This is a genomic window from Bacillus pumilus (assembly GCF_038738535.1).
In the GTDB taxonomy this organism is placed as follows: domain Bacteria; phylum Bacillota; class Bacilli; order Bacillales; family Bacillaceae; genus Bacillus.
On the sequence record NZ_CP046128.1, the window covers coordinates 3,335,188 to 3,360,587 of the forward strand.

Consider the following 25,400-nt stretch of genomic DNA (forward strand, 5'->3'; position numbering starts at 1 on the left):
TACGCTGTAAGAATTGGTAATGATGCTGAATTAGTGGAATCTCGCTAAAGACTTCCAGCAAAAAACCGGCTCAGCGCCGGCACTCTGCATTTATTCATCTCTCACTAAGATGTCAGGTCGTCTATAGATCTCCCCTTCATGTTCAATGTCCATGTACGTCCACTTGCCTGTATAGGTTAAAAAGCGGTTGCCCTCTTTTTCTACTACTATCGTATCCTCTGATTTCAGTCCAGGCAATGAAGGATTCCACGTAAACACTTGATGCAGCTGAATTTCTTCCTTCGATGAGGGAACGGCAATGATTTCCCTAGATACAAATCCCGTCTTTCCCCCTTGATGAAGCTTTTTCCAGCTATCAGGGAAGCCCTCTTTTTCATACTGAGCAATACCTGCTTTCAGTACATCTCCTAATGTTTTACCAGGACGTGTGGCGGCATTCATGACTGTATCAATTCGTGCAAGCCGCTCTTTGTTCTCTTCAAGCTCCTTTGGAAGCTGACCAAAGTAAACAGACCTTGTGACATTCGCTACGAGCCCGTGCCGTTCTGCACAGAGGACAACAAGCGCGTGCTTTTGAAGTGCTTTCTCTGTTGGAATCGGGTGACGGTATTGATGGATCCGGTCATCCGTTGCCACAAGCAGGACTTCTATCGTCATCCCTTGTGCAATGGCTCTTTGAGCAACAAGCGAAGCAATTTCGTGTTCGGTCTGCCCTGGCACGATTTCTTGACAGACACTTTCTACAATGACCGCTGTTTCATGACAAAGGATTTCATATTGACTGAGCTGCGAGGCGGTAAGAATCGATCGAACATGTGACAAATCCGGCTCGATCCATTCGAATCCATCCATTTGAATGTCCGCCCCAATTCGTTTACCTTTTGTGAGTTCTTGAATGTAGGGGGTCTCATCCTCATACCAATCCATTGTGACCACCTGAAAGGGATGATCGACATACGCCATTTCCTCTTCAATGATCCGCTTTTCTTCCATTTGATTCACAATGAGGACGAGGTCGTCTTTTAAGACGAGCAGCTGGCACACGCCCTCTGGCGTATTTAACACAATGTGATTCCTTCTTCCGCCTGTCAGCCAGGAGAAGTTATTTCGCTTTTGAATCAAGACACCATCAAGCTGCTTTTCTTCCATTAGCTCTCTTACTTGTTCAATCATCTAATCACCTGCCTGTATGAAGTGTTTGAATGAAACGGTTAAAAGCTGTTTTCCCTTGCTCAGTTCTTTTAAACACACCCGCCTGCGAGAGAATTCGAGAAAAAATAGAGCCAATTTCTTGTTGTAAAATGGTTTCGGTATTGTCCTCTGTAAAGGTGTTCTCTTCAAGCAGCCGCTTTGCCCATGTTTCGTGTTTCATGATAGCAGGACGGGCTTTGATTTCTTCAAGAGGACTTTCGGATAGCAATGCCTCTTTTAATTGGCTTAACTCCTCTGCTAATCTGCCAGGAAGGACAGCAAGGCCCATGACTTCAATTAATCCGATATTCTCTTTTTTAATATGGTGGACTTCTTCGTGCGGATGGAAAATGCCGTCTGGGTGCCGCTTGTCTGTACGGTTATTACGCAGCACTAAATCTAATTCATAGTCATCCCCGTGGCGCCGTGCAATAGGTGTAATGGTATTGTGCGGAGTCTCTCCTGTATGAGCGATCAGCCCCACCTCTTCATCTGAATACAATTTCCACTCATGTAAGATAAAGTCTGCTGCGTCCGCGAGCGGCTGCCGCTCGCTGCTTCGAAGGCGGATCACAGACATCGGCCATTTCACAATGCCAGCTCGCACATCCGGAAAGGCTTTGAGAGAAAAGATTTCTTCCATCTCTGCTTTCGCCATCGGAAATTCATGTGCACCGCCCTGAAAATGGTCATGACTTAATATACTGCCTCCGACAATCGGAAGGTCGGCGTTCGACCCGATGAAATAGTGCGGGTATATAGATATGAAGGAAAGCAGTCGTTCAAAGGTTTTTTTGGTGATGCTCATTGGCTCATGTTTACCTTTGAACACTATGCAGTGCTCGTTGTAATACACATAAGGTGAAAATTGCAGAAACCACGATTCACCTGAGAGTGTCACAGGAATAATCCGGTGATTCTGTCTCGCTGGATGGTTGATCCGCCCCTCGAAGCCAACGTTTTCTTTACAAAGGAGACAAAGAGGATATTGCTTTTGACTGAGCTTCTTGGCTTCAGCGATGGCTTTGGGGTCCTTTTCCGGTTTTGATAGATTAATGGTGATCTCCAGCACACCATCGTCTGTTGGTGTAAACCACTGTACATTTTTGGCGATCCTGCCTGTATGAATATAGTGGGCATGCTGCTGCATCGCATAGAACCAGCTTGTAGCTGCCTCTGGTCCCTCATGCTGGCGTTTTTCTTCAAACTTCGCATAGATGACACTTGGAGGTGCCACCAAGCAGCCCATGATTTTCGCATCTAGTAAATCACGATACGTATCCGTCCCCTCAGGAATAAGGCCTGTTTCTACTGCCCAATCCAGCATCGGCATTAAAATGTCTTCAAGGTCTCCTTCTCCTGAGACTGTTCTTGCTTCAGCGTCATCGAGCCCGAGCACCTCAAGCAGCCGATTTCTCGTATAATCGATATCTAGTGATGTCATCAGCTCTTTATTGATCCCGTATTGAATCAGCTGTTCCAATTTTTCAAAAATATCAATCGCCATTCCCTCTGTCCCCTCTCTTGCCTGCCTGTTACGCTTTATTCACTTCGGTAGCCATCTGGATGCTTCTGAAACCAATCCCACGCGCTCTGAATGATCGTGTGAAGGTCAGCATATTGAGGTGTCCATCCCAATTCTTGCAGCGCTTTTTCAGAAGAAGCAATCAGCTTTGCTGGATCTCCCGCGCGTCTTTTTGCCACTTGTGCCGGGATGGCATGCCCCGTGACTTTTCTGACAGCTTCTACGACCTGCTTCACGGAGAAACCTGTTCCATTCCCTAAGTTGTAGGTAGCACTGCCTTTTCCAGCACGCAGCCGATCAACGGCTAAGATGTGTGCCTCTACTAAGTCCATCACATGAATGTAATCTCTAATACACGTGCCGTCCTCTGTCTCATAATCATCACCGTAAATCATGATCTGATCCCGTTTTCCTAAAGCAACTTGCAGAATAATTGGAATGAGATGTGTCTCAGGCTGATGATCCTCTCCGACAAGTCCTTCTGTATGGGCACCAGCTACATTAAAGTACCGAAGCACCACGTATTCTATTCCATACGCTTGCTCAGACCACTTCAGCATTTTTTCAATCGCTAATTTTGTTTCTCCATAAGGATTCGTTGGGTTCGTTTCATCCGTTTCAACAATCGGCACGCGCTTCGGTTCACCGTATGCAGCAGCAGTTGAAGAAAAGACGATGTGTTTCACATCAAATTCATTCATTATTTGTAGTAAAGCGGTTGCTCCTCCGACGTTGTTGTCATAGTACTTAAGCGGGTCTGTCACACTCTCCCCGACAAGTGAATCTGCCGCAAAGTGCATGACCGCTTCTATTTGATGCGTTTTGAAAACCTGTCTTAAAAAGACGTGATCCCGTAAATCTCCCTCTTCTAAGACAGCTCCTTCCAAAACAGCTTCTTTGTGGCCTGTCTGCAAATTATCTACTACCACTACTCGTTCGCCTTTCGCTAGAAGAGCCGCCACCGCATGACTGCCTATGTACCCTGCTCCTCCACAAACTAAAATTGTCATCAACCTTCCCCCTTTGTGAGTTCTCTTGCGCCGCCTCCAATTCCAGCTGTGTAAAAAGAGGCTTGAATGCCTGTTTTCTCTTGATATATCGCACCAGTTTCTTCTATAAATGAACTCAGCAGCTCTTCTTTCACAATGCTGATCGTGCATCCGCCAAAGCCTGCACCTGTCATACGGGAGCCAATCGTCCCCGGGTGCCCCCAAGCTGCTTCAGCCAGTGCATCTAGTTCAAGTCCTGTTACTTCATAATCATTCTTTAAAGAAAGATGAGAAGCCTTCATGAGCCCACCTAGTTCTTCCATTTTATCATCTTTCAGAAAATTTACTGCTTTCATCGTCCGCTCGTTTTCCGTCACGACATGTCTTGCCCGTTTGCGGCATATGTCATCTTCAATCAAGTGGGCATGTGCTGCAAATTCATCCGCAGTGAGCTCACATAAGTGGGTGATGTCGATTTTTTTCCGAAAATCATTTAAAGCTGATTGACACTCTGCCCGGCGCTCATTGTATTTGGAATCAGCCAGTGTCCGCTTTTTATTTGTATTGGCGATGACAAGCGCTAGTCCCTCTTGCCGAAACGGACTGTATTCAAAGGCAAGGGTGTCACAATTGAGCAAAATGGCGTGATCTTCTTTTCCAAGGGAAATCGAAAACTGATCCATGATCCCGCAATTGACGCCAATAAATTCATTTTCTGCACGCTGTGAAAGGAGGGCAAGACGGGCATTTGAAACGCTGAATGAATGCCATTCGTTGATGAGAACAGCGGTGACAAGCTCAATGGAGGCAGAGGAAGACAGACCTGCGCCATTTGGAATATTGCCGCTGTACACAATGTCAAAGCCTTCTTCTATCTTCATCCCTGCTTCTATAAACTGATTGAACACACCCTTCGGATAATTCGCCCAGCCGTCCGATTCCACGTAAGCGATTTCATAAAGGTTGAATTCTTTCACACCATCGCTATCAAAGTTCAAGGAATACATTCTCACGCGGCCATCTGAACGCTTTGCACAAGCAGCATACGTTCCGAGAGTAAGTGCGCATGGAAACACATGGCCTCCATTGTAATCTGTATGTTCACCAATCAAGTTCACTCTTCCTGGGGCAAAAAAATAGCGAAGTTCTTCTCTATCTCCAAATTGCTGGTGAAATGCCGCGTGTAACGTCTCGATCATATCCATTCCCCTTTTCTCTTCTGATACTTTTATTTTAGTTGTCCCAGCAGCATCAGTTCAATGGTAAAAAAACCGTTAAAAAATACCCTTTTTTTGCTGTGAATGGTACGATGTGATATGAGGTGTAACATGATTCTAAATAGAAAAAGGTTGTTTTTTGCTGTGAAGGAGGGTTTCCAATTTGAAGAAGGAAGCATTTGCATTTCGTTTTCACCATTCTGATGTGACATTGCCGGCGCAAATATGGTCTGTTGGCTGGGAAGTACAATCATCTTCGTTATATAGCTGGAATGGCGTGGAGCGGAAAGATCAGGGCAAGTGCATCTTTCAGCTCACACTGTCTGGACATGGCATGATTGAAATCGGAGAGAAACGTTTCAAAGTGTTGCCGGGTCAGGCCTTTCTCGTGAAAAGCCCAAGTGCCTATCAATATTATTTTCCAGAGGACAGTGAGCATTGGGAATTCCTTTATTTAACGCTTTACGGGGAAGCCTGCGATCTTTGCTTTGACCAATTTATTGACCAAGGAAAGCAGGTCATGCGTTTTCATCCAAATTCCAGACCGATCCGCCTGCTCAAGAACATTTATGATGAAGCCAGTGAAAGACGGATTACCAATCCATTTGAGGGGTCTAGCCTTGCTTATCAATTTGTCATGGAACTATATTCATATTTGCCAAAGCTTGAGGGACAAATGGAGAAATGGCCCGAGCCCATCGTTCAAGCTGCCTTGTTTGCCAGCCATCATTTTCACGAGGAAATTGGCCCAGACGATATGGCAGCTGCGGCACGTTTATCCAAAAGTCATTTTACGAGGGAATTCAAAAAGGCCACTGGCTTCACACCTATTCACTATCTAACCAATATCCGGTTAGAAAAGGCGGAAACGTTACTGAAAACAACAAAATACTCGATTGAAGAAATCGCCATACAGTGCGGCTACCGAAATGCGAATTACTTGAATAAAGTCTTTCGAAAGAAAATCGGCATGTCTCCAAAGCAACTGCGGGAAACAAGCGATGCATAATAAAAAGCAGCCGCTTTCTCAATTGGCTGCTTCTTTTACGCTTTCATCAGGTCAACATGAATTCTCCCTTGTCTTAAAACAATGGTCATTTGCGTGTCAGGTGTCATTAAGTTTTCTAAAATGTCCGTTGCCGTTTGAAGCGCAATGTCCATTCGGTTGATCTTTTCCTTTTCTTGTTCCGAAAACGCTTCTGGATGTGCGGTCATTTCTTTGACTAGCCTCAGCACTTGTTCATGCTGCTTTTCTGTTTGCTGATATATGACATCATATAATTCGTCTGGCCTGCTGCTCATTTCACATCACCTATCTTTTTTCATGTGTTAAATCGCATCTTCTTTTGTTTTCTTGAAGACGAACCATTTACTGGCGACATAATTCACGACCACAATCACAAAGTTGACAAGAATTTTTGCGACAGTTTCATTGAGCGCCATTTGGCTCACAAATAAAATCATCAGCCCCAGATCTACACCTAGAGACATGAGACGAACACTAAAAAATGAAGAAAGCTCACGCATAAGGCTTTTCGTATCACGAGCCTTTTGCTTGAAGACATACTTCTTATTGGTGATATAAGCAAAGAGAACAGCAAATACCCATGAAACAACTGTAGCTGTTTTATAATCCATGGAAAACATCTCAACGAATAAGTAGAAGCTGACTATGTTGACAATGGTTGTACACACACCCATCACAAGATACATGACAACTTCTTGATACTTTTGAAAAAGGCTATACATGTCTTTCTTCATTCCTTCTTGGTGGTTTCTGTTTCTTTTAGAATACCATCTTGAGAAGAACTTCCCAAACGAACAATATGTACGTCCTGCACAGATGAAATTTGTTCTACTTGATGGCAAATGTCAACCTAATTGGTTTATATAAGCCAAATGATTTAGGTCTTTTTCATTATTTTAATTTATAATCTTTTAACTGACTTTACAATTGTTTATTATTAGAAGTAAGAAATCAATATTTATGGGTTTTTTAGTCATTTTTTTAGGAACGTGGTAGGTGATAGATTTTACAAAATAGGTTAAATGTCATCATTTTTCGACAAAATCTATTTTGCGCTGTTTTCATCCACACGTACAGTTACTAGACGGTTTGTTCAAGTCATTGGTTGCAGATGAATATGTCTTATTGAACTGGAGGATATTATGGATACGCAAGTGAAAAGAAGAGTTGACGAAGAGTGGGTTTATTTGATTCAGGAAGCGAAAAAAATTGGACTAGGCATCGAAGAAATACAAGCTTTTTTAACATCCAACGGTGATCAGAAGATGATAAACAAACCGTAAATCAACGCCGTTATCCTTTGTCTTTCAGACTGCTTTGGCTAAAAGTTCTGACTTGTCAATTGACCTTTTGAAAATCCTTTCATGACGATACGCTACAGTAATTGAACACCCCTTCATACCAATCCCTTCCACTCATGGGGTTCTGTCTTTCTATATTAGGAGGACAGTCCGTTTCCCGTTCTTTATATGATCCCTTTATAGCCGCTATTCATGAAAATTGTCATTCTCACGTTATAAAACCAAGCTCCCCACCCATATATTAAGCATGAAAACAATGAGAAAGCAGAAAGGTGGGTAGAGCGTGAGTTCAGATTCCCTTTCCTATTATCACCAAAAAAAGGATCAGTATTATCATGGCGTGAACCCGGTCATTGTCAGCCGTATTCGTGAGGAATGGACGTCTTTATTGGATATCGGATGCGGCACAGGCAAACTTGGAAAAGTCCTGAAACAAAAGGGCCGGACCATTTATGGAATTGAATCGTTTGAGGATGCAGCAAAAGAGGCTGAGCAAGAGCTAGATCATGTTCTATGCGGAAATATTGAACAGATGACTCTCCCTTACGAACATGAACACTTTGACTGCATCATTTTCGGAGATGTCCTTGAACATTTATTGGATCCGTGGGCCGTTTTAAAGAAGGTCAAACCCTTCCTTAAAAAAGAAGGAGTCATCCTGTCATCCATTCCGAATATCGGTCACATATCAACAGTTTTAGAATTACTAGCCGGCAGATTCACTTATACAGATGCAGGATTAATGGATCAAACACATTTACGTTTCTTCACCCTTCACGAAATTCATGCACTCTTTCATTCAGCAGGCTTTCGTATTCGCGAACTCGAAACCATTCGCGTAAAGCATCCTTCCTATGCAAGCGTGATGAGTGATTTACATGAATTACTCATGAAGCATGGCATTCGTTCAGATTTTCACGAGGCCGCTACCGCCTATCAGTATGTGGTTGAGGCGGTTCAGTTTCATGAGTAACCCCACCATCCTGTTTGTTTTATGTGTAAATGATGAATCGATGTTTCAGGCTTGCTTTCGGCAGCTCGCTTCACTTCCTGCTCCCCATGGATATCATGTGGAGGTTTTGCCGATTAGACATGCATCCAGTATGACCTCTGCTTATAATGAAGCGATCACCCATCCAGCTCAGTTTAAAATTTATCTTCATCAAGATACCTTGATTGTCAAACAGCATATGCTGCTTGAGCTGATCCCGCTTTTTTTACAGCATCCATCACTTGGGATGGTTGGGGTCATAGGTGCAGAAAGCGTGCCTGACAATGGGATTTGGTGGGAGAGTTCTCATTGCAGGGGGAAAGTCATTGAATATCGTCACGACACCTATCAGCTGCTTTCGTTTGAAAGAGGTCGTCAACAACAGGCGGAAACACAAGATTATATCAACGCTTCGGCGATTGATGGTCTTTTCATGGCGACGCAGTATGATGTGAAGTGGCGTGAGGATCTCTTTGATGGCTTTCATTTTTATGATGTTTCGCAGTCCTTTGAATTCGTCCAGCAGGGCTATGAGGTTGGAATTGCGAGGCAAGAAGAGCCTTGGTGTATCCACAAATGCGGAGATCATTTTGATGCAGAAACATATGAAAAAGCGAGACAAACATTTCTTGCGAATTATCGGTAGAAAGCACCCTTTTCGGGTGCCTTTTTTATGATATACTGTCATAAACAACCAGATCGTCTCATATGCATTGGAGTACCTTGTCCCTAATTCGTACAAAGGAGGAAACAATGGCAGACAAAAAAGTTCATTATAAGAAGGTTGCCGCTTCAGAGGATTTTCGAAAACTTCTCGAGGAAAAACGCAGATTTATCGTACCGATGACGATTTTCTTTTTTCTCTTTTACTTTTCACTTCCGGTTGCTACATCCTACTTCACCTTTTTGAACACGCCGGCAATTGGCGCGATCTCATGGGCTTGGTTATTCGCCCTCACACAATTTGTCATGACTTGGGTATTATGTGGACTTTATGCGAGAAAAGCAGCACAGTTTGACAAATATGTAAGCGCTTTAAAAACTGAATCAAGAGGTGATGACGAATGAGCATGACCGCTTTTATTTTATTCATAGCGATCGTAGGGCTCACATTGGTCATCACATATTTTGCTGCGAAAAAAACGAGCAATGCGAGCGATTTTTACACGGCAGGCGGAGGTTTGACTGGGTTTCAGAACGGCCTTGCCATCGCCGGGGACTATATGTCTGCCGCATCATTTTTAGGGATCGCTGGAATGATCGCGTTAAATGGATTTGACGGATTTTTCTATAGCATTGGCTTTCTAGTGGCGTATCTTGTCGTTCTTTACGTTGTGGCCGAACCGCTTCGAAATCTAGGGAAATATACGATGGCCGATATGATTGCTGCACGATTTAAGCGTCCTGCCATTCGAGGGGTTGCCGCGTTTAACACAATCACAGTCTCTACTTTTTATATGATTGCACAGCTTGTTGGGGCAGGTGCATTAATCAAACTGCTTCTTGGCATTGATTACTGGATTGCTGTGCTGGTCGTAGGTGTCTTGATGACCATTTATGTCGTGTTTGGCGGCATGATCGCTACCAGCTGGGTACAGATCACAAAGGCTGTGCTTCTCATGCTTGGGACCCTGATTATTTCACTGCTTGTATTTGCAAAGTTTGATTTTAGTCTGCTGAAGATGTTTGAGGAGATGAAAACAGCGACCCCGCTTGGTGGGGCATTTCTTCACCCGGGAAATAAATATGATGTGCCTTTAGAGACCCTGTCTTTGAACCTTGCTTTAGTGCTTGGGACAGCAGGTTTGCCGCACATTTTGATTCGGTTTTATACGGTAAAGGATGCCATTTCTGCGCGTAAATCTGTTCTATCCGCTACGTGGATCATCGGTATTTTTTATTTAATGACGGTTTTCCTTGGCTTCGGTGCTGCTGCCTTTGTTGGAACAGAAGCGATCACAGCAGCAGATGCAGCAGGAAATATGGCCGCTCCTCTGCTCGCACAAGCCCTTGGAGGTGATTTATTATTTGCCTTTGTTTCCGCTATTGCCTTTGCGACCATTTTGGCAGTGGTAACTGGTCTCGTCTTATCCGCAGCGTCTGCCTTTGCCCATGACTTTTATAGTCAGATCATCCGCAAAGGGAAAGCGAGTGAACGGGAACAGGTGAAGGCGGCACGCTTTGCTTCCATCGGCGTGGCCATTCTTTCCATCATTCTTGCATTATTTGCCCAATCCTTAAACGTCGCTTTTCTTGTGTCACTTGCCTTCGCCGTGGCAGCAAGTGCAAATTTACCATTGATTATCTTCACTGTCTTTTGGAAACGATTTAATTCTACGGGTGCCATTGCAGGGAGCTTAGTAGGACTGCTGAGCGCACTGATCATCGTCTCGCTCAGTCCAAGCGTCTGGGACCCATCGGGAGCAGCCATCTTTACAGGAGATCCGCTCATCCCGCTGTCGAACCCTGGAATTATCTCGATCCCACTCGGATTCCTTGCCGCTTACTTAGGCACGATATTCTCCTCTGAAAAAGCAGATGAAGATACCTTTACGGAAATTCAAGTAAAGGCACATACAGGCATGCATATGGATACTGATTCATAAGGAAAAGCCGGCTGCTCTGCCGGCTTTTTAATAGCGCTGAAATAACTCTGGATTTTTCGGTACGTTTTCTAAATAAACGATCTTTCCTTTGTCGTCCAGTTCTGCAATGTCAATTCCTTCAGCTGTATAGACACGGCCATCCGAAAGTTTCCCGCAAACGGCCCAGTTCGTTTCATATTTTCCGTCTTCTCTTTTTTTCCATCCATCCCACATATGCTTGATGTCTTCATGCACGTGGAAAAATGTGTTTAAAAACTGTGTAAACGCTTGGATGCCAGGCTTCTCGGCACCATTTAAGACAATCATCACATCGTCAGAAAACAATGCCAGCAATTCATTCAGTTGCTCCTGTCCTTTTCCTGCTTCATCGTAGCGGCGAAAATACGTATCGAGCACTTCCATTGTTCATTCTCCTTTATTTACCTGTCATTTCGAAAATAATCGAACAATTTAATTGTACACAATTGTTTCTCACCTGTCTATTTTCCCTGAAATCAGAAAAGACATGAATTGAGTCAATCCATGTCTCCTACAGGTTAAAGAGATGCTTTTTCTGATGCAACAAGTGCTTTCAATTCTTCTGCTGCTTTTTTTGGATCAGTGCTCTGGCTAATGGCGCTAATGATGCTAATACCATCTGCCCCTGCTTGGATGACTGGTGCAGCATTGTCGTATGTGATACCCCCGATGCCAACAATTGGAATATGAAGACCATGACGACGTACTTCAGTGATCAAAGATACTCCTTGGACACTGCGTGTATCCTTTTTCGTTTCTGTTGGATAAACTGGGCCCATGCCGACATAATCTGCGCCGTCCTTCATGGCTTGTTTCACTTCATCAAGGTTATGCGTAGACACACCTAATATTTTATTCCCGATTTTTTGTCTGACGTCTTCTGCATTTGTGTCTTCCTGTCCAACATGAACGCCGTCTGCATCAAGATCCATCGCTAGCTGTACATCATCATTCACAATAAAAGGAACATTTGCTTCTTGGCAAAGCACTTGAAGTTGACGAGCCAATTGTTTCTTCTCTTCTCCTTGCAAAGCTCCATCACCCTTTTCACGGAATTGGAACATGGTGATCCCGCCTTGAATGGCTTCCTTTACGACATCAAGCGGCTGCCTGCTTGTATTCGCTGTTCCCATAATAAAATAAACCGATAATTGCTGTTTGATTTGCTGTTGATCAGCCTTTGTCATGTGAAATTCCCCCTATTCTCCCCATAGTCACCACATCATCGCCAGTTGTGTGTGTGAGTGCATTTAACAATTCCATTTGAAACGTCCCTGGCCCTTTATCCTGAGTGTAATGAGCTGCCCTTTCAGCTGCGACGCCATAAAACAGTAATGCAGCTGCTGACGCATGAATAGGCCGTTCACCCACTGCACAAAATGCCCCGATGACAGACGTCAGTAAACAGCCGGTTCCCGTCACCTTGGTGAGCCATTCATGTCCATTATGAATAGACAACACGTCCTCTCCATCTGACACCACATCGACTTTTCCTGTGATCACCACAACAGTCTGAAGTGTCCTTGCCGCTTGTTTGGCTAGTGCCGATACATCTCCGTTCGCTGCTTTCGCATCAACGCCTTTTGACTCCCAGCCATCCACTCCAAGTAAATGAGCCATTTCTGCAGCATTTCCTCTGACAACGGTCATGTTCACTTGCTCTAACAGCTGTTTTGCCGCTTTCGTTCGAAACGTTGTCGCACCGACGCCGACAGGATCTAATAGAACAGGTACACCATTTTCATTGGCAGCTTGTCCAGCCAGAACCATGGCCTCCACCGTGTCCTTTGTCAATGTGCCGATATTGAGCACAAGTGCATCCGCCAACTGCGCCATTTCAGCCACTTCTTCTTTGGCATTTGCCATGACTGGCGAAGCGCCTAAAGCAAGCAGACCATTCGCTGTAAAATTCGTCACGACTTGATTGGTGATATTATGAACGAGTGGATTTTCCGCTCGAACCCTCTCCAATAAATGAGACACGCAGCTTGTTTTCATCCGTATCGTCCTCCCTTTTACTCTGCTCCCCACACATAGGATTTAGTATGCTTTAACCATTCTCTTGCCGCAAACGACAAATAGCGATCCTTTCGCCAAATGACTCCTAAATGCCACGGGATCGACGTGTTTAAGGAAATGACTTTCACCTTTTCAGGATCAAGATCACGGCAGATCCGCTCAGGCAGAAGACCAATTCCCAAGTTCTCGGCTACCATCTCACTAATGAAATCCCATTGAGACGTTTCATAAATGACATTGGGCCGGAAGCCCGCATTCATACATTCATTCAATATCCGGCTATGCAGAACAAAATCTTCTCGAAAGAAAATAAAAGACTCTTCCTTTAAATCAGCTAAATCAACCTTATCACGACCTGCCATCGGATGTGATGGATGCGTCACGAGCTTCATGTCTTCTTTAATAATGGTGTACGTATGAAAAATTTTATCATTTGCAGGCAGAACAATGACACCAATATCTAACGAACCATCTTCGACCCCTTCCTCTACTTTAATAGAGCCGTGCTCCACCAATTGAAATGTGACATCTGGATACTGCTGGCGGAATTCTCCCATGACATTCGGGAAAAAACTCGATCCAATCATCGGCGGCAGCCCGATGCGAATATGTCCTTTTTTGACATTCATTAAATCATTTAGCTCGCTCGTTAAATTCTGAAATGATTGTGTGATTTCACTCGCCTGTGTATACATCGTTTGTCCAGCATCTGTCATTTCAACCTGCCGGCCATTTCGATAAAACAACTGCACCCCCAGCTCATCCTCGAGATTTTTGACCATCTTGGAAATGGTAGGCTGCGACACATAAAGAGATTGTGATGCTTTTGTGAAGCTTTTTAACCTCGCCACTTCTAAGAAATATGTTAAATGTCTAATGTCCACATGACTCACCCTTCCTATAGACAAAAGGAATACTAACTATTCGATATATGTATTTTACCTATAACTGAACGTGCTGTACACTTTAAAGTAAGCTAATCAATTGGAACGTTGTCATGTTTTTGTGAAACAGTGAACAATTTATATAGAAAAAGGAGTGAACAGAAAGTGAGATTGCTCAAAACGCCGCTGATTGCTGTCCTTCAGATTATGGCTTTGTTTGTTTTTGCGAAATTGATGAATGTGCTCGCGGCCTTTTTGCATTTAAGAATTCCGGGCACGATTTTAGGCATTCTGGTCATTTTCTTATTACTTCATTTTAAAATTATTCAATTAAAATGGATTGAACTTGGCGCCGTATGGCTGCTTGGAGAACTGCTGCTATTCTTTATCCCGTCAGCAGTTGGTGTCATTGATTATGGAACATTGCTTTCTCAATCTGGCACAAGTATTGTCCTTGTCGTCTTACTTAGTACCTTTGTCGTCATGCTCTCGACTGGTATCATGACGCAAATGATTGCAAAAAGAAAGGAGCGAAAAAAGCTATGTTAGTTGGCGCATTATTTCTGATCTTAACGGTTCTTTTATATCTCGGATCAAAAGCGGTGTATAAACGGCATCCGAAGGTCTATGTCTCCCCATTACTTGTAACGCCGCTTGTCCTTGTCGTCTTGCTGTTAATCGTCAACATTCCTTACGATGCATACAATCAAGGCGGTAAATGGCTCACGAATATGCTTCAGCCTGCGACTGTTGCTTTTGCCATTCCTTTATATAAGTATTTTCACATTCTGAAGAAGCATGCAGTGGAAATTATTTTGAATGTGGCTTGCGGTTCTGTCATTGCGATCCTATCAACAGCATTTATCGCCAAGTTGTTTCATTTGGATACAGGACTTATTGAAAGTCTTGTCCCAAGGTCGGTCACAACACCAGTGGCGATGAGTGTGTCAGAAATGATTGGCGGCATGCCGTCCGTTACGGCTGTATTCGTCATTTTAACCGCACTGTTTGGGTCAATCATCGGTCCAATGGTCATTCGTTATTTCCGTATTGATAATGACATTGCCATGGGCGTCCTGCTTGGAACAGGTGCACACGGGGCAGGAACATCGAAGGCATTTGAAATGAGCTCCGTCTCAGGGACGATCTCAAGTGTGTCGATGATTCTTTCAGCTATTATTACATTATGTGCAGCGCCTCTCCTCATGTCGTTTGCCTTATAAAAAAGCCATTTCCTTTATCGGAAAATGGCTTTTTCTTATGCTTGTATAAAGACAACCTTTAAATAATTTCCTTCAGGATAATTCTTCGTTGTACGGAAATCCTCAGGAAGTGTATATTCTTCAAGGATACGATAGGTTTGCCCTGTTTCTTTAAAGGCCTGCGCAATAAATCCTTTGAATTTCTTCATACCAAATGCACTGCTATTCGTTGATGCCACAATGACGCCGTTCTCAGCTGTGATTTGGATGGCTTCTTTTAATAGCTTCTTATAATCCTTCGCCGCACTGAATGTGTGCTTTTTCGTGCGTGCAAAGGATGGCGGGTCTAAGATGACAAGATCATAAGTCCATCCTTTTTTCGCTGCAAACGGAAAATATTTAAAGACGTCCATGACTTTCATATCCTGCCCGTCCACATCTATATCGTTGATTTCAAACTGTTCAGCTGTTTTTTTCAAACTGCGGTTTGCGACATCTACACTTGTCGTCCGGCTCGCTCCGCCAAGCGCTGCTGCCACTGAGAATGCGCCTGTGTAAGAAAATGTATTAAGCACGGTCTTTCCTTTTGCATAACGATCTCGAATCGCTTTTCTCACATGACGTTGATCAAGAAAAATGCCTGTCATCGCACCATCATTTAAGTAAACCGCTACGTTCATGCCATTTTCTTTCACGATGAGAGGAAATTCACCTTTCTCTCCCTTCACAAAATCATCATCTTCTATATACTGTCCAGACGTATCAAATCGTTTCTTTTCATAAATGCCTTTATAGTCTGGATATACGTGCTCAAGTGCAGCCAATACTTCCGCCTTGAATGTATAAACTCCTTCGCTATACCATTGGATGAGATAGAAACCGTCATAATGATCAATCGTGAAGCCGCCAATGCCATCTCCCTCTCCGTTGAACACACGGAAAGCAGTCGTCTGCGCATCACGAAATAAATGCGTTCTGCTTTTCGCTGCCTGCTCAAGCTTGGAGACAAAAAAGGCTTGGTCTATTTTTTCGTTGGCATCAAATGTGAGTACCCAGCCGATTCCTTTATTTTGTACACCATAATATCCTTTTCCTAAAAAGGCGCCTCGCTCATCCACCCATTCAATCAGCTCGCCTTCTTTCACACCGCTTACATGAGATACAGCATCTTTGGAAATGAGCGGATATCCCTTTTTCACTTGTTCTGCAAATGTTTGTTTTAATGAGATTTTTTTCATTTGTGTCATCCTTATCCTAAATTGACTCTCTCTATCCTATCATATGAATGTATACGTTACTTCTATTATGATAAGATGAGGAGAAAAATATCAACACACCATAGAGGAGGCTCTTTTTTTGACGACATTACGATTAGATCATACAGGTATTATGGTCACAAATATTGATCAGTCCATTGATTTTTATGAAAAGGTCGTGGGCATGAAATTAAAGGATCGCATCACTCATACAAACGGAGTCATTGAACTTGCATTTCTCGGCTTTAAAGATGAGACAGAAACGGAAATTGAGCTCATCCAAGGGTACAGCAGCGACCTGCCATCTGAAGGAAAGGTCCATCATCTTGCCTTTACAACAGACAATATTCATGCTGAATTCAATCGTATTCAAAAGCTGCAAATTGAATTAATTGATGAAGAAATTACGACGTTACCAAATGGATACTGCTACTTCTTTTTCAGAGGCCCAGACCAAGAATGGATCGAATTCTTCCAGCGCTAATATTTCCTAGGAAATGGGGCCAGTTACCTTTATCATCATATAAACTGCGATATTTCTTAGGCTCCATAAAAGAAAAAGAGTAAGAGCATCCATATGCCCTTACTCTTTTTTTATAACACCTTACTAAGAAATGATTTTGTCCGCTCATGCTGCGGGTTTCCAAAGAGAGCCTCCGGTTTGTCTTCTTCGACAATATATCCGCCATCCATAAAGATCACGCGGTCTCCTACCTCTCTCGCAAAACCCATTTCATGTGTGACCACAATCATTGTCATGCCTTCGACGGCTAATTGTTTCATAACTGCTAATACATCCCCGACGACTTCAGGGTCAAGAGCAGAGGTCGGTTCATCGAATAATAACACTTTCGGGTCCATTGCCAAGGCTCTTGCAATGGCGACACGCTGTTTTTGTCCACCAGATAATTGGTTAGGGTAGCTTTTGGCTTTGTCTTTTAAGCCGACCTTTTCAAGCAGGTCTATTGCTTTATCGACTGCCGCCTTCTTGTCGGCGCCTTTTACCTTCATCGGTGCGATCGTGATGTTTTCTAAAACGGTTTTATGAGGAAATAAATTAAAGTGCTGAAACACCATCCCCACTTCTTGTCGTACTTTATTGATATTCACCTTTGGATCTGTAATCGTATGTCCGTGGACAACGACTTCGCCAGCCGTAATATCTTCTAATTTATTGAGACATCTTAGAAACGTGCTTTTGCCTGATCCAGAAGGACCAATCACACACACTACTTCCTTTTCCTCGATGACTGCATTAATGTCCTTTAACACTTCGTGATCGCCAAAGGATTTCTTTAAATTTTTCACCGTAATCATACTCATTTGATATCAAATCTCCTTTCTGCATAGCTAGCCAGTAGAGAAAGTAAATAAATGATCACGAAATAAATGATACCGACAATGAGCCAGACATTCAAAGGATCAAATGTTGCCGATGCCTGTACTTGTCCCCGCTGCATAATATCGGCGATTCCGATAATCGATAAGAGAGACGTGTCCTTCAAGCTGATGATGGCTTGGTTTGTAATCGCTGGAAGCATGCGGCGGAATGCCTGCGGAAGGACGATAAAGCGCATGTTTTGTCCCCCTGTAAAGCCTAAAGAGCGCGCAGCTTCTGTTTGTCCTTTATCAATGGACTGAATCCCTGCACGAATAATTTCTGAGAAATAAGCCCCTGCATTAATCGCTACTGTAATAATCCCTGCCGGCACTCGATCAAGCGATATGAATTCAAGTGTATTCAAACCAAAGTAAATGAAGAATAGCTGTACGATAAATGGTGTGCCTCGAATGGCATTGACAAAGACAAGTGCGATGAAATTTAAGATTTTAAAAGGTGACAGACGGAATAATGCCACTATTAAACCGATAATAAATCCTAAAATGATGGCAACAACAAAGATATATAAAGTGGTTTGCAAACCATCCATTAAATATGGAAATGCATTAATAATCGTGTCCATGTTTCTCCCTCCCTAATTCACATACGGTGCCACATAAAGAAAGCGCGCACGGAGCGCGCCTCGCTTGTGTTATGACTTCAAATATTTATCAATAATTTTGTCATATTCACCGTTTTTCTTTAGGTTCTCTAGACCTTTATTGATCTTCTTCAATAGGTCTTGGTTTTTCCCCTTCATCACAGAAATACCATACTGGTCTCCATTCAATCGGTCTCCAACTGTTTTCAATTTTAAATCTTGTTGTGCGATTGCATACGTAATGACAGGATAATCCTCAATTAAGGCATCTGCATTTCCGTTTGAAACTTCCTGGAACATCGATGGGCTGTCATTAAATTGAACAACTTCATACCCATATTTATCTGCGTTATCTGATGCAAATTTTGCACCTGTCGTCCCATTTTTAACAGCTAGCTTTTTCCCCTTTAAATCATCAATTGATTTGATGCTGCTGTCCTTTTTCACAACAACTGTCAGTCCAGCGTCGAAGTATGGATCTGAGAAATCTACCTTCTTCTTACGTTCATCTGTAATACTCATCCCGCCCATTCCTACATCAAGCTGGCCTGCCTGCATTGCTGGAATAATGCCTGAGAAGTCCATAGCTTCAAGTTTCACTTTGAAGTCTTGGTCTTTCGCGATTGCGTTAATCAGATCAACGTCTATTCCTTCATATTTACCGCCCTTTTCAAATTCAAACGGCGGATATGTTGTATCTATCCCTATTTTATATGTGCCTTTGCCTTCTCCCGAACCGCTGTCCGATTTTGATCCACAGGCTGCCATGACGAGCACAACAATGAGTACCATGATCAGTAACATCGATTTTTTCATAAAACACGACCCCCTATTGTCAGTTTTGTCTAAATATTCGCAATACCAATAATACTATACCACGCTAAATCTATAGCGTGTGATATTTTTTATCAATACCAAAGATCCATACTATACTAGATCAATAATCTCTTTAAATTTTACTTTTTTGCGAATAACTCATTTTATTCTAAAAGAAGAGTGATTCACAATTATGATGTGAGATAATCTTACAAAAAAACGAGACATCACCTTGAAAATCTCCGTTTTTTCTAACATACGAAAACAGACTCTTGAATTACCTTCTTCTCTCTATTGATATCGTAATATATTTTTTCCAAAACCCTCTTTTTACCTAAAAATATGTAAAAGCATACAAAAAGGTGGATGGTCCCTATTTCTTTCACAACTGGTTGAATTTACATCAAAAAACATGTTTTACAAATTGCAAGAGAGCGCTTAAAATATAAGAAGATACTGAATATGGAAAGTGAATTCAGATGAATGGAAATCGAACTAGATGGATAGATGAAGAAAGGAGGATATAAATTGGCCGAAACAGGTGTTTTGTCGTCCGTTGATGTAGCGAATATGTTAAATGACTGGTATGTCATGATGAAAAAAAGAGAAATACAAGGTGCGATCCAGCTAAAAGAAGAGATTCTTCAAGCGTTTGATCGAATGGAAGAGAATCAAGACGTCTTACTTTACTATCAATTGCTAGAGTACCGTTTTAAGGATCTCATCGAAGATACAGCTTCGTTGGATCATAGTCTTTTTGTTGATGAAAATGCGATCCGTACAGATGACATGCTCAGTTACTATTTCTATTTCTTTAAAGGGATGTATGAAATGCGCAGAGGCAATCAGGATACGGCATTTCACCTTTTAAAATTGGCCGAGGATAAATTAGATCTCGTGCACGATGACATTGAAAAAGCAGAATTTCATTATAAAACAGGGTGTCTTTACTATAATATAAGGTCCACGCTTCTCTCCATACACCACTTAAAGATGGCTTCATCTATTTATGACGCAGATCCATGTTATGTGAAAAAATCAATCAGCTGTCAAATGATGCTCGCTTTGAATTATGCTGATCAATCGAAATATGATGAGGCAGAGTCATTATTTGAAGAAGTGATTCATTCACTAGAACAAATGGAAGACCCAGATTTACTTGGTCACGCGTATTGCAATGCAGCTTTTATTAAAAGTCTTAGAAATGAATACAGTGAAGCTGTGCCGCTCCTAGAAAAAGCTTTATTGATCGAGACATTTGAAACGTCTTCTCCAGGCGGCTACTTACTTGCCATGTATGCCTATACAAAAGCACTATTCAAGCTGAAAAAGCCTGGTTTGTTCCACTATTATGTACAGCTTTCACTACAAAAAGCAGAAAATTTAAAACAACGAAACATTTCACTTAAATTATCCATTTTAGAAACACTTATGCTTCAGCCAGACAACATGATGGAGCAAATCAAATCTTATTGTGATCAATTAGAATCTATGAATTTCCTTGTCGATCTTGAAGCCATCTGTCAGGATGCAGCTGCTTACTTAACGGATCTTGGACTTCATGAAGAATCCACTTATTTCTGGAACAAGGCGTTGTCCTTAAAAACTTGTTAAGAATATGGAGTGATGTATGATGAAAAAATGGTTTATCACAACTGCGATTTTGACACTCTTGATAACAGGTGTTTCCATTGGCGCTTCTATCCAAAAAGACAGCCAATCTGCACAATCTCAAGATATCATTCAAAAGAGAGACCGCGGCACCAATCCTTAAAAATGAAAAAGAGCAGCTGTGAATATAACAGCTGCTCTTTTCTATGCGCTAATCAATTTCTCGTTTAATATTTTGCATTTTTTCATCTAAGTAATGGGCGATATCTGCCGCTTCCTTCAATTCATCGGTCAGCTGATGAGGGACATCGTTTTGCAGTTTATAATAGATTTTATGTTCAAGGCTCGCCCAAAAATCCATCGCTATGGTCCGCACCTGAATCTCAACCTTCACATGCTCCACACGATTCGTTAAGTACACAGGGATTTCCACAATTAAATGAAGACTTCTGTAGCCATTTGGTTTTGGATGTTGAATGTAATCCTTCACTTCAAGGATTTTTAGATCCTCTCTTTGCCTCAATACATCCATAATATTATAGATATCTTGAATAAAGGAGCAGATGATACGGACACCTGCGATATCATGGATATACTCCTTGGCACATTGTGTTGTGATGTCGCATCCTTTTCTTGCTAATTTATTTACAATGCTTTCAAAGGATTTGATTCGTGATTTTGTATGCTCTATTGGATTGTGTCCATGGATTAAATTATATTCCTGGCTGATAATTGAAAACTTTGTATCCATTTCATCTAATGCAAATTTATATACTAATAATTCATTTTTCCAGTCTTCCATGACGTTTTTCAAATCTTCTACATGAGTTGCTGACATATTCATTTCTTTTTGTCATCTCCTTTTGGGAAACGGCGGCTGCACCGCTTTCCGTTTACTAGACGGAGAAAGGACTCAAAAGGTTTTAAAAAATACGTCGTCAGCCTCGCTGTTTGTAATACGTTAACGCCAGCGCAAGCGCGAGTACAGAGCCTTTCACAATATCCATCGCGTAATAAGGGACAGACATCATCACAAGTCCATTTTGCAAAATACCGATGAGCACAGCCCCAATAAACGTACCAAATGCATTTGGCTTTCCTGCTCCCATGACGGAAAAACCGATAAAAGCTGCCGCTACGCCATCCATTAAATAAGGTGCGCCAGCATTTATTTCCGCTGTCATCACCCTTGATGCCAGCACAATACCACCGATTGCTGCAAATAAAGCCGAGAGCAGATATGCTGCGATTTTATATTTGTTTACATGAATACCGGACAATCGAGCCGCTTCCTTATTCCCTCCAATAATGTACATAAATCGGCCGTGCTTTGTGTAGGTCATGAAAACATGTGCAAATAGCACAATGGCTGCCATTAAGAGAATGATATATGGCACCTGGCCGATTTTGCTGAAAAAGGCGGGGATTGTACCCGTTGAGAATGTACCGTCAGGCAGCACCATGTTTTCAGAAATGGTCGCCCCTTTCGTATACGTTTGAGCCAGTCCTTGAATGATAAACATCATAGCTAATGTCATGAGCATATCTGGAATTTTCATTTTGACAATCATCAAGGCATTGAGTAAACCAACAATAAGGGCAGCCGCTAGCGCAGAGAGGATCGCAATCAGCGGGTTTTGCGAAAACCACACGAACATAGAAATCACAATTGCATTCGATAACGTTGCGACTGATCCGACTGATAAATCAAAGCCGTTTACTGCCAATGAGATGGTAAGGCCCACCGCAATAATGGTCACAATGGAGATAGACCGTAAAATATTGATGATATTCCCTGATTGCAAAAACGCTGGATTCGCTGCCGCAAATACCACAATCAATACGACAATGGTTAAGATCGTGCCATATCGATAAAAGAAATCAAATAGATGAAAGGATGGCCGCTGTTTTTTCATTTGCTGCACAGGGGCTGGAATTTGTCGTTCACTCATGATTGTCCTCCTGTTGAATGATATAAAAGCTCTTCCTCAGTCGTTGGCGCAGTCATTTCCCGGGCAATGCTGCCATCATACAGCACGTAGACTCGGTCTGCGATACCTGCAATCTCCGACAGCTCACTTGACGCATAAATCACAGATTTCCCGCGGGCGGCAAGCTCTGCAATCAGGGTAAAAATATCTTTTTTCGCTCCAACGTCAACGCCTTTTGTTGGTTCATCAAAGAGATAGACATCCGCCTCAGCCAGCAGCCATTTTCCAATGGCAATCTTCTGTTGATTTCCACCGGATAGATGCTTCACCTTTGCTTCAAGAGAAGGCGTTTTGACACCAAGCCGTTTGACGATTACGTCTGCTTCCCGCTTTTCCTTCGAACGATGTAAGAAGCTGAACACCCGTGAGAATGAACGAAGACTTGCAGCCGTTAAGTTCCACCCCACGCTCTCTTCTGTTAGAACTCCTTCCTTCCTCCGCTCTTCCGGCACAAGGGCCATTCCAGCTCTCACGGCTTGATAAGGCGATGTGATGCGAACGGTTTGACCATGAAGCTGCACAGTTCCCGTCTTTTTTTCTGAGGCGCCGAAAAGGGCTTTACACAATTCCGTTTTTCCAGCACCGACAAGGCCAGCAATTCCGAGAATTTCTCCCTTTTTCACATGAAGATGAATGTTGCGTAATTTATGCTGGTCGTTTAGTTGCTTCACTTCAAGCACAATGGGTGCATCCTTCAAAGGTGTACGGAGCGGGAATTGCTCCTCTAATGGCGCACCTAGCATTTCTTCAATGATCTGCTGCGGATTTGTATCTTGAACGAGGTGAGCTGCGACATCGGTTCCATTTCGCATCACTGTCAGTTCATCACAGATGGTGAAAATTTCAGGCATGCGATGGGAGATAAACACAATGCCCGTTCCATTCTGTTTCAGCCGATCAATCATTGAGAATAACTTGCTTGTTTCTGTATGACTAAGAGGAGCCGTTGGTTCATCTAAGATTAAAATGCTGCATTTAATCGAAACGGCCTTGGCAATGAGCACCATCTGTTTTTCTGCAAGGGTCAGATCACTCACAAGGCGTTTTGTGGAGATGTCGATGTCCATTTCTTTTAATAGTTGAGCTGCCTTACGGTGCAGCTCTTTCCAGCCGACAAATGTTTTTTTCTCAATCTGATGCATCATCATATTCTCACCAACACTTAAGTAGGGAACTAGCGCCGTATCCACTTCTTGATGGACCGTCTGCACACCATATGAGGCCGCATTCTTTGGGGTTTGAATGGATGCCGCCTGACCATTGATATGGATGCTTCCTTCATAGTGCGAATGAGCGCCAGAAAGAACTTTCATTAACGTGGACTTCCCAGCACCATTCGCTCCAATCAGCGCATGAACCGTCCCTTTTTTTAATGTAAAATTCACTTGATCTAACGCTTTTACTCCTGGGAATTCAATCGAAATATGTTTCATACAAACAAGCGGCGAAGTCATAGGTGTCCTCCTTCTCATGATCATCATCTGAAAAACGAAACACCCTCTATGGAAGAGAGTGCACGGTGTTTATTTTGTATAATGTTTCTTCAAGGTCTTCATCCAATCTTCTTCAAAAGCAGTCGATGAGCCGAAACCCTTCACTTCGTCTGCAAGATTGACCATATTGATGGCTTTTCCTGCTTGTTGAAGCTGATTTTGCGAGATGAGAGAGGCCTCAAGGTCATAGGAAGATGGCGTTTTCTCACCCGCTATTTTCTTCGCAAGAATTCTCACGTCAACAGCGCCGATGAGCTTCGGATCAACCGCTGCTGTGTACTTCCATGGACTTTCTTTCGCTGTCATTTCTTGAAGATCAGCATTTGACACATCAATCCCGTAAATCTTCACTTCTGTTCTTCCTGCTTCCTTTAGCGCTCTTGCTGCGCCAATGGCAAAGGCATCCCACGTGGCAAAAATAGCGTCAAGTTTACCCTTTGGATATTTATTCAGCATCGCTGCCACTGCATTTTGCGTTTGAACAGACGTATCAGAGGAAGCAATGCCAAAGCGGTCAAGTTCCTTGATCCCTGAATGTTGGTTGAGCGTTTCTTGATAGACCTTGTTTCGTCTCACCATTGGCGGGAACCCATCTACCCAGAGGTATGCAATATTTGCTTTTCCTTTAAAATCAGACACGAGTGCGTCTAGTGATTTTTTCGCTAATTGTTCGTCATCTTGAGACGTCACTGTGACCCCTTTGATGTCCTTCAGCTTAGGATTCGAATCAAACGCTACGACTGGAATGCCCTTCGCTGTGATCTTTTTCACGTCAGCGACGGTCGCCTCGTCGTCCCCATGAGAGATGATAAAGCCATCATAATTTTCTTCCAGCGCCTGAGAGATCGCATCATGGAATTTCGCTGTATCCCCGTTTGCGGTGTAGACATCTACCGTAAAGCCAAGCGCTTCACCTTCTGCCTTCGTCCCAGCTAAAAACTGCGCTGTATGATCATCTCCTCCGATTTTACGGATGACTTTAATTTTTGCTCCCTGTCCCTTTGCAAATCGCTTCGGTACATTGTCAAAGGAGACCTTTTCGTTCGCATTTGCCTTTGAGCCTGCACTTGATCCAGTGCCGCAGCCCGTTAATAGGATCGTCAATACCATTAATAATATAAGACATGATGTAAAATGCTTACGCTTCATTGCTGTTCCTCCTCAAGTTGTTTTTATTTTTCTCATCGGAAAACTAGGTAAAACAGTGGGAAAACGCCAGTAAACTTTTCTTTCATTTGAAAAAGAGACGAAAAAAAGCCTCTCCTGGAAAGAGAGGCTTGA

General features: G+C 42.8%; 29 protein-coding genes. 11 read left to right on the forward strand and 18 right to left on the reverse strand.

The window, feature by feature from the left end:
- Nucleotides 1-90: 90 nt before the first annotated feature.
- Genes GKC25_RS17055 through GKC25_RS17070 form a run of 4 tightly spaced genes read right to left on the reverse strand, consistent with a single transcriptional unit; the run spans nt 91 to nt 4,904 of the window.
- Nucleotides 91-1,173, reverse strand: a complete 1,083-nt coding sequence (locus tag GKC25_RS17055) for a M24 family metallopeptidase (RefSeq protein WP_034660408.1) — start codon at nt 1,171-1,173, stop codon at nt 91-93.
- Between the two features lie 4 nt (nt 1,174-1,177).
- On the reverse strand, nt 1,178-2,698 hold the full coding sequence (gene galT / locus GKC25_RS17060; protein ID WP_034660409.1) for a UDP-glucose--hexose-1-phosphate uridylyltransferase: 1,521 nt from the start codon (nt 2,696-2,698) through the stop codon (nt 1,178-1,180).
- 35 nt (nt 2,699-2,733) lie between these two features.
- Nucleotides 2,734-3,726, reverse strand: a complete 993-nt coding sequence (gene galE, locus GKC25_RS17065) for a UDP-glucose 4-epimerase GalE (protein WP_034660410.1) — start codon at nt 3,724-3,726, stop codon at nt 2,734-2,736.
- Entirely contained in the window at nt 3,726-4,904 is a 1,179-nt protein-coding gene (locus GKC25_RS17070) for a galactokinase (RefSeq protein WP_392387685.1), read from the reverse strand. Before GKC25_RS17070 ends, galE begins: the two co-directional genes overlap by 1 nt.
- A gap of 181 nt (nt 4,905-5,085) precedes the next feature.
- Between GKC25_RS17070 and GKC25_RS17075 the strand changes: the two genes are divergently transcribed.
- Nucleotides 5,086-5,931, forward strand: a complete 846-nt coding sequence (locus GKC25_RS17075) for an AraC family transcriptional regulator (RefSeq protein ID WP_034660412.1) — start codon at nt 5,086-5,088, stop codon at nt 5,929-5,931.
- 35 nt (nt 5,932-5,966) lie between these two features.
- Here GKC25_RS17075 and GKC25_RS17080 read toward each other — a convergent pair whose 3' ends face one another.
- Both GKC25_RS17080 and GKC25_RS17085 read right to left on the reverse strand, forming a co-directional pair.
- Nucleotides 5,967-6,224, reverse strand: a complete 258-nt coding sequence (locus GKC25_RS17080) for a hypothetical protein (RefSeq protein ID WP_187704230.1) — start codon at nt 6,222-6,224, stop codon at nt 5,967-5,969.
- Between the two features lie 27 nt (nt 6,225-6,251).
- Nucleotides 6,252-6,635 carry a GtrA family protein gene (locus GKC25_RS17085; protein ID WP_012011676.1) on the reverse strand — a complete coding sequence of 128 codons (384 nt, stop codon included), beginning with the start codon at nt 6,633-6,635 and terminating at the stop codon, nt 6,252-6,254.
- A 456-nt stretch (nt 6,636-7,091) separates the two neighbouring features.
- Here GKC25_RS17085 and GKC25_RS17090 point away from each other — a divergent pair, with 456 nt between their 5' ends.
- The 5 genes from GKC25_RS17090 to GKC25_RS17110 all read left to right on the forward strand — a co-directional run bounded on the left by GKC25_RS17090 (nt 7,092) and on the right by GKC25_RS17110 (nt 10,847).
- Nucleotides 7,092-7,232 carry an anti-repressor SinI family protein gene (locus tag GKC25_RS17090; RefSeq protein ID WP_008345506.1) on the forward strand — a complete coding sequence of 47 codons (141 nt, stop codon included), beginning with the start codon at nt 7,092-7,094 and terminating at the stop codon, nt 7,230-7,232.
- Between the two features lie 301 nt (nt 7,233-7,533).
- The gene (locus GKC25_RS17095) at nt 7,534-8,223 is read left to right on the forward strand and encodes a class I SAM-dependent methyltransferase (RefSeq protein WP_034660413.1); all 690 of its coding nucleotides are present in this window, start codon (nt 7,534-7,536) and stop codon (nt 8,221-8,223) included.
- Nucleotides 8,216-8,887: a glycosyltransferase family protein gene (locus tag GKC25_RS17100; RefSeq protein WP_034660733.1), complete on the forward strand. Its 672-nt coding sequence runs from the start codon at nt 8,216-8,218 to the stop codon at nt 8,885-8,887. Before GKC25_RS17095 ends, GKC25_RS17100 begins: the two co-directional genes overlap by 8 nt.
- A gap of 107 nt (nt 8,888-8,994) precedes the next feature.
- The gene (locus GKC25_RS17105; protein WP_034660734.1) at nt 8,995-9,309 is read left to right on the forward strand and encodes a DUF485 domain-containing protein; all 315 of its coding nucleotides are present in this window, start codon (nt 8,995-8,997) and stop codon (nt 9,307-9,309) included.
- Complete coding sequence (locus GKC25_RS17110) at nt 9,306-10,847, forward strand: solute symporter family protein (protein WP_034660414.1); 1,542 nt, start codon at nt 9,306-9,308, stop codon at nt 10,845-10,847. The genes GKC25_RS17105 and GKC25_RS17110 overlap by 4 nt, the downstream gene beginning before the upstream one ends.
- Before the next feature lie 27 nt (nt 10,848-10,874).
- Here the strand turns inward: GKC25_RS17110 and GKC25_RS17115 are convergent, their stop codons facing one another.
- The 4 genes from GKC25_RS17115 to cidR form a co-directional block, all read right to left on the reverse strand.
- Nucleotides 10,875-11,249: a nuclear transport factor 2 family protein gene (locus GKC25_RS17115; protein ID WP_066031559.1), complete on the reverse strand. Its 375-nt coding sequence runs from the start codon at nt 11,247-11,249 to the stop codon at nt 10,875-10,877.
- Nucleotides 11,250-11,383: 134 nt separating this feature from the next.
- Nucleotides 11,384-12,052 (reverse strand): thiamine phosphate synthase, encoded by a 669-nt coding sequence (gene thiE, locus GKC25_RS17120; RefSeq protein ID WP_187704232.1) that lies wholly within the window; start codon nt 12,050-12,052, stop codon nt 11,384-11,386.
- Nucleotides 12,039-12,863: a hydroxyethylthiazole kinase gene (gene thiM, locus GKC25_RS17125; protein WP_034660417.1), complete on the reverse strand. Its 825-nt coding sequence runs from the start codon at nt 12,861-12,863 to the stop codon at nt 12,039-12,041. The genes thiE and thiM overlap by 14 nt, the downstream gene beginning before the upstream one ends.
- A gap of 17 nt (nt 12,864-12,880) precedes the next feature.
- Nucleotides 12,881-13,768 carry a cidABC operon transcriptional activator CidR gene (gene cidR / locus GKC25_RS17130; protein ID WP_003214744.1) on the reverse strand — a complete coding sequence of 296 codons (888 nt, stop codon included), beginning with the start codon at nt 13,766-13,768 and terminating at the stop codon, nt 12,881-12,883.
- Nucleotides 13,769-13,933: 165 nt separating this feature from the next.
- Here cidR and GKC25_RS17135 point away from each other — a divergent pair, with 165 nt between their 5' ends.
- Together GKC25_RS17135 and GKC25_RS17140 are read left to right on the forward strand one after the other, a co-directional pair.
- Nucleotides 13,934-14,317: a CidA/LrgA family holin-like protein gene (locus tag GKC25_RS17135; protein ID WP_080869561.1), complete on the forward strand. Its 384-nt coding sequence runs from the start codon at nt 13,934-13,936 to the stop codon at nt 14,315-14,317.
- Nucleotides 14,311-14,991, forward strand: a complete 681-nt coding sequence (locus GKC25_RS17140) for a CidB/LrgB family autolysis modulator (protein WP_034660418.1) — start codon at nt 14,311-14,313, stop codon at nt 14,989-14,991. Before GKC25_RS17135 ends, GKC25_RS17140 begins: the two co-directional genes overlap by 7 nt.
- A 35-nt stretch (nt 14,992-15,026) precedes the next feature.
- Here the strand turns inward: GKC25_RS17140 and GKC25_RS17145 are convergent, their stop codons facing one another.
- Entirely contained in the window at nt 15,027-16,208 is a 1,182-nt protein-coding gene (locus GKC25_RS17145; protein WP_034660420.1) for a class I SAM-dependent rRNA methyltransferase, read from the reverse strand.
- Between the two features lie 118 nt (nt 16,209-16,326).
- On the opposite strand from GKC25_RS17145, the gene GKC25_RS17150 reads away from it, so the two are divergent.
- A complete protein-coding gene (locus GKC25_RS17150) occupies nt 16,327-16,710 on the forward strand; it encodes a VOC family protein (protein ID WP_034660421.1) in 384 nt (127 codons plus the stop codon).
- Between the two features lie 110 nt (nt 16,711-16,820).
- Here GKC25_RS17150 and GKC25_RS17155 read toward each other — a convergent pair whose 3' ends face one another.
- The 3 genes from GKC25_RS17155 to GKC25_RS17165 form a co-directional block, all read right to left on the reverse strand.
- Nucleotides 16,821-17,549 carry an amino acid ABC transporter ATP-binding protein gene (locus GKC25_RS17155; RefSeq protein WP_106038309.1) on the reverse strand — a complete coding sequence of 243 codons (729 nt, stop codon included), beginning with the start codon at nt 17,547-17,549 and terminating at the stop codon, nt 16,821-16,823.
- On the reverse strand, nt 17,546-18,190 hold the full coding sequence (locus GKC25_RS17160) for an amino acid ABC transporter permease (protein WP_003215015.1): 645 nt from the start codon (nt 18,188-18,190) through the stop codon (nt 17,546-17,548). Before GKC25_RS17160 ends, GKC25_RS17155 begins: the two co-directional genes overlap by 4 nt.
- A gap of 69 nt (nt 18,191-18,259) precedes the next feature.
- A complete protein-coding gene (locus tag GKC25_RS17165; protein WP_187704233.1) occupies nt 18,260-19,024 on the reverse strand; it encodes a transporter substrate-binding domain-containing protein in 765 nt (254 codons plus the stop codon).
- 528 nt (nt 19,025-19,552) lie between these two features.
- On the opposite strand from GKC25_RS17165, the gene GKC25_RS17170 reads away from it, so the two are divergent.
- Nucleotides 19,553-20,638 (forward strand): Rap family tetratricopeptide repeat protein, encoded by a 1,086-nt coding sequence (locus GKC25_RS17170; protein WP_060597562.1) that lies wholly within the window; start codon nt 19,553-19,555, stop codon nt 20,636-20,638.
- A 19-nt stretch (nt 20,639-20,657) separates the two neighbouring features.
- Nucleotides 20,658-20,798, forward strand: a complete 141-nt coding sequence (locus GKC25_RS17175) for a hypothetical protein (RefSeq protein WP_162839379.1) — start codon at nt 20,658-20,660, stop codon at nt 20,796-20,798.
- Between the two features lie 48 nt (nt 20,799-20,846).
- On the opposite strand, the gene GKC25_RS17180 is transcribed toward GKC25_RS17175, so the two are convergent.
- The 4 genes from GKC25_RS17180 to GKC25_RS17195 all read right to left on the reverse strand — a co-directional run bounded on the left by GKC25_RS17180 (nt 20,847) and on the right by GKC25_RS17195 (nt 25,268).
- Nucleotides 20,847-21,479: a GTP pyrophosphokinase gene (locus GKC25_RS17180; RefSeq protein ID WP_003215004.1), complete on the reverse strand. Its 633-nt coding sequence runs from the start codon at nt 21,477-21,479 to the stop codon at nt 20,847-20,849.
- A gap of 94 nt (nt 21,480-21,573) precedes the next feature.
- Nucleotides 21,574-22,587: an ABC transporter permease gene (locus GKC25_RS17185; RefSeq protein ID WP_034660426.1), complete on the reverse strand. Its 1,014-nt coding sequence runs from the start codon at nt 22,585-22,587 to the stop codon at nt 21,574-21,576.
- Nucleotides 22,584-24,080, reverse strand: coding sequence for a sugar ABC transporter ATP-binding protein (locus tag GKC25_RS17190; protein WP_095285634.1), 1,497 nt, complete (start codon nt 24,078-24,080; stop codon nt 22,584-22,586). The genes GKC25_RS17185 and GKC25_RS17190 overlap by 4 nt, the downstream gene beginning before the upstream one ends.
- A 69-nt stretch (nt 24,081-24,149) precedes the next feature.
- Nucleotides 24,150-25,268: a sugar ABC transporter substrate-binding protein gene (locus tag GKC25_RS17195; protein ID WP_095285633.1), complete on the reverse strand. Its 1,119-nt coding sequence runs from the start codon at nt 25,266-25,268 to the stop codon at nt 24,150-24,152.
- Nucleotides 25,269-25,400: the final 132 nt, after the last annotated feature.

Coding starts and splice junctions, on each gene's coding strand:
- GKC25_RS17055 (WP_034660408.1), bottom strand. CDS start 1,173: ATGATTGAACAAGTAAGAGAGCTAATGGAAGAAAAGCAGCTTGATGGT.
- galT (WP_034660409.1), bottom strand. CDS start 2,698: ATGGCGATTGATATTTTTGAAAAATTGGAACAGCTGATTCAATACGGG.
- galE (WP_034660410.1), bottom strand. CDS start 3,726: ATGACAATTTTAGTTTGTGGAGGAGCAGGGTACATAGGCAGTCATGCG.
- GKC25_RS17070 (WP_392387685.1), bottom strand. CDS start 4,904: ATGATCGAGACGTTACACGCGGCATTTCACCAGCAATTTGGAGATAGA.
- GKC25_RS17080 (WP_187704230.1), bottom strand. CDS start 6,224: ATGAGCAGCAGGCCAGACGAATTATATGATGTCATATATCAGCAAACA.
- GKC25_RS17085 (WP_012011676.1), bottom strand. CDS start 6,635: ATGTATCTTGTGATGGGTGTGTGTACAACCATTGTCAACATAGTCAGC.
- GKC25_RS17090 (WP_008345506.1), top strand. CDS start 7,092: ATGGATACGCAAGTGAAAAGAAGAGTTGACGAAGAGTGGGTTTATTTG.
- GKC25_RS17100 (WP_034660733.1), top strand. CDS start 8,216: ATGAGTAACCCCACCATCCTGTTTGTTTTATGTGTAAATGATGAATCG.
- GKC25_RS17105 (WP_034660734.1), top strand. CDS start 8,995: ATGGCAGACAAAAAAGTTCATTATAAGAAGGTTGCCGCTTCAGAGGAT.
- GKC25_RS17110 (WP_034660414.1), top strand. CDS start 9,306: ATGAGCATGACCGCTTTTATTTTATTCATAGCGATCGTAGGGCTCACA.
- GKC25_RS17115 (WP_066031559.1), bottom strand. CDS start 11,249: ATGGAAGTGCTCGATACGTATTTTCGCCGCTACGATGAAGCAGGAAAA.
- thiE (WP_187704232.1), bottom strand. CDS start 12,052: ATGACAAAGGCTGATCAACAGCAAATCAAACAGCAATTATCGGTTTAT.
- thiM (WP_034660417.1), bottom strand. CDS start 12,863: ATGAAAACAAGCTGCGTGTCTCATTTATTGGAGAGGGTTCGAGCGGAA.
- GKC25_RS17140 (WP_034660418.1), top strand. CDS start 14,311: ATGTTAGTTGGCGCATTATTTCTGATCTTAACGGTTCTTTTATATCTC.
- GKC25_RS17145 (WP_034660420.1), bottom strand. CDS start 16,208: ATGAAAAAAATCTCATTAAAACAAACATTTGCAGAACAAGTGAAAAAG.
- GKC25_RS17155 (WP_106038309.1), bottom strand. CDS start 17,549: ATGAGTATGATTACGGTGAAAAATTTAAAGAAATCCTTTGGCGATCAC.
- GKC25_RS17160 (WP_003215015.1), bottom strand. CDS start 18,190: ATGGACACGATTATTAATGCATTTCCATATTTAATGGATGGTTTGCAA.
- GKC25_RS17165 (WP_187704233.1), bottom strand. CDS start 19,024: ATGAAAAAATCGATGTTACTGATCATGGTACTCATTGTTGTGCTCGTC.
- GKC25_RS17175 (WP_162839379.1), top strand. CDS start 20,658: ATGAAAAAATGGTTTATCACAACTGCGATTTTGACACTCTTGATAACA.
- GKC25_RS17180 (WP_003215004.1), bottom strand. CDS start 21,479: ATGAATATGTCAGCAACTCATGTAGAAGATTTGAAAAACGTCATGGAA.
- GKC25_RS17185 (WP_034660426.1), bottom strand. CDS start 22,587: ATGAGTGAACGACAAATTCCAGCCCCTGTGCAGCAAATGAAAAAACAG.
- GKC25_RS17190 (WP_095285634.1), bottom strand. CDS start 24,080: ATGACTTCGCCGCTTGTTTGTATGAAACATATTTCGATTGAATTCCCA.
- GKC25_RS17195 (WP_095285633.1), bottom strand. CDS start 25,268: ATGAAGCGTAAGCATTTTACATCATGTCTTATATTATTAATGGTATTG.